The 6,963-nt window shown below is 38.6% G+C and carries 6 protein-coding genes; 3 read left to right on the top strand and 3 right to left on the bottom strand.

Annotation, left to right across the window (positions count from 1 at the left end; translation table 11 throughout):
- Positions 1 to 1,041: PAS domain-containing protein (locus HF312_20840; GenBank protein ID MCU7522670.1), on the top strand; the 1,041-nt coding region annotated here is incomplete at its 5' end.
- Between the two features lie 250 nt (positions 1,042 to 1,291).
- Here HF312_20840 and HF312_20845 read toward each other — a convergent pair.
- Both HF312_20845 and HF312_20850 read right to left on the bottom strand, forming a co-directional pair.
- Positions 1,292 to 1,873: a hypothetical protein gene (locus tag HF312_20845; GenBank protein MCU7522671.1), complete on the bottom strand. Its 582-nt coding sequence runs from the start codon at positions 1,871 to 1,873 to the stop codon at positions 1,292 to 1,294.
- Entirely contained in the window at positions 1,873 to 2,397 is a 525-nt protein-coding gene (locus tag HF312_20850) for a hypothetical protein (GenBank protein ID MCU7522672.1), read from the bottom strand. The genes HF312_20845 and HF312_20850 overlap by 1 nt, the downstream gene beginning before the upstream one ends.
- 176 nt (positions 2,398 to 2,573) lie before the next feature.
- Between HF312_20850 and HF312_20855 the strand changes: the two genes are divergently transcribed.
- Both HF312_20855 and HF312_20860 read left to right on the top strand, forming a co-directional pair.
- Positions 2,574 to 3,434: a WYL domain-containing protein gene (locus HF312_20855; protein ID MCU7522673.1), complete on the top strand. Its 861-nt coding sequence runs from the start codon at positions 2,574 to 2,576 to the stop codon at positions 3,432 to 3,434.
- A gap of 107 nt (positions 3,435 to 3,541) precedes the next feature.
- Complete coding sequence (locus HF312_20860) at positions 3,542 to 5,950, top strand: DUF262 domain-containing protein (protein MCU7522674.1); 2,409 nt, start codon at positions 3,542 to 3,544, stop codon at positions 5,948 to 5,950.
- A 347-nt stretch (positions 5,951 to 6,297) separates the two neighbouring features.
- Here the strand turns inward: HF312_20860 and HF312_20865 are convergent.
- The coding region (locus HF312_20865) for an MATE family efflux transporter (GenBank protein MCU7522675.1) at positions 6,298 to 6,963 on the bottom strand (666 nt) is incomplete at its 5' end.

A 6,963-nucleotide genomic window follows, 5' to 3' on the forward strand; every position in this document is an offset into this window, starting at 1 on the left:
TTAACAGCCGACCGCGATGAATCTAATAAGATAATTGACTTTATTTACATCTACGTGAATAAGGAGGCGGAAAAGGCTAATAACCTGCGCAGGGAAGATACCATAGGCAAGAGACTCTTAGACGTTTTCCCGAATTTCAGAGACAGTAACATGTTTCAGGAGTATGTAAATGTCTGTGAGACCGGCAAGCCTGTAATGAAAGAGGGTGTTTATATGGAGTTTGCAAATAAATACCAGACAATAAAAGGGATCTTTCATACCAGGATAAATAAGCTTGACGAAGGAATTATTGTAACTTACAGGGATATAACCGAAACTAAAAATGCCGAAGAGAAAATAGATGCGATGATGAAGGAGCTTGCACGCTCCAACAGAGAGCTTGAACAGTTCGCTCAGATTGTCAGTCACGACCTCCAGGAACCACTACGTACGGTAAATCAATTCACAAAACTGCTTCTGGAAAAGAATAAAGCCCAGTTTAATACCCAGTCGCAAGAATTTGCCTCATTTATTTCAGATGGTACAAACCGGATGGCTCTGCTGCTTAGGGATCTTCTGAAATATGCAAGGCTGACTTCACAGGCCAAACCTTTTGAGGAAGTTGACTTTAATAAAGTGGTTGCAGATGTATTGCAGGACCTGAGTCTGCAGATAAAGGAAAATAAGACGGAGATCAATGTTGATCCGATGCCGACACTTAAAGCTGACCCGGTACAGATGAGGCAGTTATTGCAGAACCTGATTGAAAACGCAATTAAATTCAAAAACGAGAGAAAATCTATCATTAAGGTTTCAGCACTGAACAGGGTAAATGAATGGTTATTTTCAGTAAGCGATAACGGTATTGGAATTGACCCTCAGTTTTCAGACCGCATATTTCTGGTCTTTCAGAGGCTTAATGAGCGTGAAAAGTATGAGGGCTCGGGCCTGGGCCTGGCTATTTGCAAAAAAATTATTGAGCGCCATAATGGCCGCATCTGGGTTGAATCTGAAGAAGGAAATGGCTCAACATTTTACTTTACAATACCAATGTATATTTAACAGATATTATAAATAAATGTATCATGCAGCTGAATTGCATGAAAAGTCCACTTTTGTAAAATCTTTTAGCCCGTCACACAGCTGATGCCGTCCCGGTAGCCGGGAAGCCTCAGCGGCCCCGCATTTGAAAGGCCTTGTAAATTTGATATTTGCAAGGCCTTTTTAGTATTTCCGGAAGCCGGTATCCACCAGAGCGAGGCCTGAACTGAAATCATCAAATACGCCGGTATGACGGAGGAACACCTTACCATCATCTCACTAACTCTGCATCCAATGGTAGTAAAGAAATGAATTCACGCCACCTCTTTGATATAATTACTTTGCCATCTTTAAGTTTAGCCTTATAGAATTCAGCCTCTGTTACATTTATTGCAATAAAATGTTTGGAGTTCTCCTTAAGCCAGTTCTCATATTTGAAGTAGCTCAAAAGGAACTCTCTTATTTCTGCTGCATCCTCTTTATCATCGGTGTAGTATCCGCCATATAACAGACGGAAGTATACCCTGCTTTTCCTGTCGATGCGTGCATAATAAAAACTGTAGCTGTTTACACCATATCCCCAGTAGCCCATAAAGAAATATCCCGGCTTAATCTCATGAAGGAAATCAAAACCGCCCTCAGTCAGTATTGGTTTCTTTGCGGCTGATTTTGTCCCGACCAGGTAAGCTTCGTTCAGATCTTTTGCTTTAGCCGGCCTGCTGATGAGTTTATTGACTTCCTCTTCATTCATTCCCTCAGCATAGTCAAGAGGATATAAAATTTCCTCCGGAATCGGGAATAAGGAAAATGGAATATCAAAGGCATCTTTTACAAATTTCCTAAGTGTTTTCATTAAACGTCCTGATCAGTAACGAAATAAAAAGAAATGAAGTCGAATATCTTATCGATAGTTTCGCTCTTAACCTTCAGGCCTTCAAAGACATTATGATTGTAGCCGCTGAATTCATCAAGGTTATCGTTAATTAAGGAAGCTATATCCTCTTTTGTAAAACGCTCATAATTCCTGTAAGAAAGGACGGCAATTGTATAGCGGATCATATCAACTATTTCGTCTTCAAGTCCAAGTTCCGCAAGGGGAGGCATATGGTACTCGTCAATAGCAAGATTCACTATGCCAGAGGTGGCAATCAGCTGAAAGAGCCTGTCGCGGATTTCATCATGATCAGGATTGCTTTCAACGGGTATCATCTTCCGTAGAAATTCATCTGCCTGGCGGACAGTGATATAGTATTGAGGATTATAGCTGAATTTGTGATCCACGCCTTCCTCAGGTTTTATCATTATATCAGATATAATATCTCTGAAAAAGAAGCGGGCGTAGACATCATTCCTTTCATAAATTTCAAGCGTTTTCATATCGGGTCCTTTATGGATAATTGTAAATAAGTGTGTCCTGATATATAGTAAATAATATATTCAGTGATTGCGGTATCATTAAATGATCCTTTTCTGCAGGAAAATGTTATTACTGTGACACGAATTACACAGCGGGCCGGAAAAATGTATTAGCTTACATAAAAGTTGGGCCGGGAGTGGCTGAGGGAAGAAACAGAATAAAGCGCCAGATTGAGCTTTTAGGGCTGGTAATAGCCGAGCCCTGTAGATATAAGGTAGTAGATCTGGAGCTATATTTTAATTGCACTCAGATTACGGTTAAGCGGGATTTAAGAGAGCTGAGGTCACTTGGAATTGACATTCACTCCCTGCCTCGGAAAGGGATACGGGTTGATGGTGAAATAAGGCATGAGATCATAATGGACTTGTTGGCTCAGTATGTCATCACCTCCGGCATTGACAGCATTTACCAGCGCTCGCTTCACTTCTTTGCAGAAAAGCACAAAACCCAGTCAATTCCAAACTTCACAAAGATTCAGACCTCAATTGAAAACAATTTAGAAATAGAGATAGAATATTATAAAAGGGAAGCTTTTTCTGAAATCAAAGTTGTGTCGCCTCTCTTAATATTTTTGAATGAAAACGAATGGCGGCTGCTGGCCTTCAGTGATGGAAAAATAAAGCATTTTTTATTAAGCAAGATACACTCAGTGAAAGTGCTGGAGAAAAGTTTCCCAGAGGAGCTGAAGCAAAAAGCAAAAGAAGTCCTGTGGACGTCATTTGGCAGCTGGATAGGTGAGAATTCAATTGAAGTAAAGTTAAAATTTACAAAGGACTGGCTTGCCTCCGGCAAGGAGCCAAAGCTGATGGAGTTTCAGCAGACTGTTCAGGAAAAAGATGGATCCAGAATAGTAACTTTCAAAGTAAACTCCCTGGAAGAGATTGCCAGGTGGGTTGCGGGACGTGGGGGAGAAGTGATTGTAGAAGAGCCGGAGAATCTGAGGAATATAGTATTAAAGCTAGCTGAAGATACTATTATTGCAAATAAAACAACGTAATTCATAGAAGTTCAATCATTTATGGAAGGATTGGTTGTTTTCTTTGATATTCAAAATTTTACAACAGGCTCAAAAAATACCTAATATAAAATAATATGGGGGCGAAATTGAAAACTAAATCTGACCAGTGGCTGAACTCAGAATTATTAACAGTCGGACAAATCATTGAACATCTCAATTCATTTGGTATACCTCATTTTCAGAGAGGACAGGTCTGGAAGAAAAACTCAGTACTTGACCTTTTAGATTCTCTTTACAAGGATATTCCCTGTGGAACAATAATATTGGCAATGCCCCCAAAAAAAATCCCGATTAAGGAATATGGTGAAGGCTTAATCAATCCGGAAAATGAATTTGACTATTTAATAGTTGATGGACAGCAAAGAATTACTTCCTTATGGTATTCTTTTTCTGACAATGACCAAAACTATTGCATAAACCTTAATACATTAGAAGATGAGATTGGTGGAATGATAGAAAAAAATAATAATTTGAGCATTGAGTATCTTGATGAACTTTTTATTGTAAATAAGGGTGATGTAATAAAAAACAATATATTAGAACTCAAATCCTCATATGATCTGGTTGATATTAATAATTGGGTAATGCTGAAAGACGGGGTAGAACCAGCCACATTCCTGACGAAGATTAATTCATTAATAAAAGAAAAAATACTTGATAGGAAGCTTTACGTAAAGCTGATCGAATTTAATGAATTGAGTGAAATAATTGAGCTATACAACAGAATAAACAGTGCTGGAATAAGAGTAGAAAAGGAGGAAAAAACATTTGCATCGCTTGTGTCTATTGACAGCGACTATACACTCCAGAAGATACGCGAAATATTTCAGGCTGTGCATGGAAGCAATGGGCATAAGAATGAGGATATTAATACAACAAGGAACAATCTCTTGAAACGTGAGAAAGAAAAGAATTTCGGTTTTAAGCTCTTCATAAGGACATTTATTCTTGTTTATCAGTTTAACCGCCGAAAATTAAACAAGAGCAATGCGGCCTCATTTGATATTATTCTTGATAAAAGGAATTATCAGGAATTATGTAAGGATGGGGACTTCAGAAAAATGTGGGATATTACAGCAAATGTATTGATATATACGAAGGTAATCCTGAAGGAGTTATATTGTAATAATCTGGCATTCCTGCCAGAGGCAAACGCATTGCTGCCATTTTTTGCAATCTTGATAAAATTTCCTGAATTGTATAAACCCACTTCTGAGAGATATAATGAGGGTTCCATTAAATTGTCCAAATACATATTGCTGAGACTGCTCCTGAATCCTAACCGGAACAACACTGCTGATATACTTTTACATATATACAAAAATGTCTCAGAGCTTAAGGATTTGGTTAATATATTTGAGGAAAATAGTTCAAACAGTGGTATAGAGAAAGTATTATCATATGGGAAAAAATCTTTGTCTGTAAGGTTAAAAGATACCGAAACATTGATGGAGCCACATGTATTATATTTGTACTGGATGTTATCAAGAAATCAGGCGGCTGATTTTTCATATAAAGATAATGGATGCAAAGGTGAAAAGTTTAATGGTGAGGAAGTCATTATCGGAACTGAAGGTAAATGCTTTCAAAAGCAGCACATTATTCCAGTGGAGAAGCTTAAGAAGACATATGGGTATAATGAGCGTCCTGCCCGCCATCAGGTAAATAATATAGGGAATCTGACCTACATCACGGCGGAGTTAAACGGATTTGAAGGTTTAAGCAGTAACATCTTTAATTATAGGATGGATGATCCCAACCTAGGCAAGCATTACCTTCCAGAAAAACAGTTAAGGAAGCTAACAAGAATAAAACATCTTCTGAAGGCTGACGAAAAAATTGACAAGGAATTTAATTCCTTCGCAGAGCACAGATGTGATCTTATTGCTGATGGTTTTATTACATGGCTGCAGGAATTAAAGAATGATATTGATATTAGCTATCTGGAAAGTATTAGCTCCGACTTTAATCATGATTTAACAAAGCCTGTGGTTGATAGCTATTGTGAGTGGGCTCCCAAACTGCTTAATCTGATAAACAATGATGTTGATTTCAAGCAATTTGGCAAATGGACCATTACGAATGAGGATGAGTTTAATAAAAAATTCTTCTTTTTAAGTTGTGAAAAATATAAGGCTGAGGAATTCAGATTCTTTGATTTTAACTTAGAAGCTACAAACCATTGTTATATCCAGTTATCTACACACATCAAGTACTCAAGGAGAAAGGGACTGAATCTGAATTCAAGAATGCGGGAATTTGCAAGTAGTAACAGGCTCTTTGAAGGGCTTAACAGAAATAATATTAACGATACTCTTTATGATAAAAGTCATGTATTTCTAAGAAAAATATATCCCATTAAGATGGAAGATACTATTTCCCCCGACATTTTTATTTATAATTGTCTATGTTCTGACTGGAAATCAAATCTTGGTAAAATTGAATTGATTCTAGATGATGCGGCAAAATTTGTTTCAGAAAACGGAGGGAAATAGGAAGTTTATATGGGAATCTCTTAGTGGTGTGCAAGGCAAATTTTGAAAAAATTTGCCGGCAAAAGCCTGGAACATATACGTCCTGTATAGCAAACTCAGCCACAAACAGGACTACTTGGACTTTTGACCCTTTGAAAGCAGCTTAAGAACACAATATTTTAGGTTTAGAATTCCTTCAAAGAGCCTGTCACGAAGGAGGCCGCAAGTTTGAGCCTCGTTGGTCCCGATTTTAAAGCCCTGTAAATTTAAGATTTACAGGGCTTTTTTGTATTTGCCTATCTTAGGAATATTGAATCTTAAAATGGCTGGAAGATCTTTCTATTCAATCTTTGAGTGGAGCCCGGAGTCTATACACTGGCCTTTTTCCACTTGCCCCTTGTAAACAGCCAGAGAGTAAAGAGCCCGACGGAAGTCTCCGCTATAAATATTGCCCAGAAGACTCCCGTATAGTCCATCTCTAATGACTTTGCAAGTATGTATGCAAGCGGGATCTCGATTAGCCAGAAGAATACAAAGTTGATCTTCGTTGGTGTAGCCGTATCACCTGCACCGTTGAATGCCTGCACTGATACCATCCACCATGCATATACGAAATATGAATATGAAACTATCCTCAGCCATTCACCGCCAATTGAGACAACTCCCGTATCATTTGAAAATATTCTTACAAGCGGCTCACTGAACAGATAATAAACAACTGCAACCCCAATAAGAAATATCATTGTCCACAGGCCCGCAATCCATACTGCTCGTTCGGCCCTCTCGGGCCTGTGTGCCCCGAGGTTCTGCCCGACCAGCGTGGCTACGGCATTGGACATTCCTGAGGCGGGCATCATTGTAAACATCATTATCCTGAGCGCAATTGTTGCCCCTGCAACTGCCTGACTGCCAAACTCTGCAAGAATGCGCATTATGAAGATCCATGAAGTCATGGCAACTATCATCTGACCTATTCCGCCTAAGGAAGTGCGGATTATCCTGGAAATAATTTCCCAGTTAAGCTTTATATAAGA

This window comes from Ignavibacteria bacterium (genome assembly GCA_025612375.1).
Taxonomy (GTDB): Bacteria; Bacteroidota; Ignavibacteria; order Ignavibacteriales; family SURF-24; genus JAAXKN01.

Bases quoted from the DNA above. Each gene is read 5' to 3' on its own strand.
- HF312_20850 (MCU7522672.1), bottom strand. From the start codon at position 2,397: ATGAAAACGCTTGAAATTTATGAAAGGAATGATGTCTACGCCCGCTTC.
- HF312_20845 (MCU7522671.1), bottom strand. From the start codon at position 1,873: ATGAAAACACTTAGGAAATTTGTAAAAGATGCCTTTGATATTCCATTT.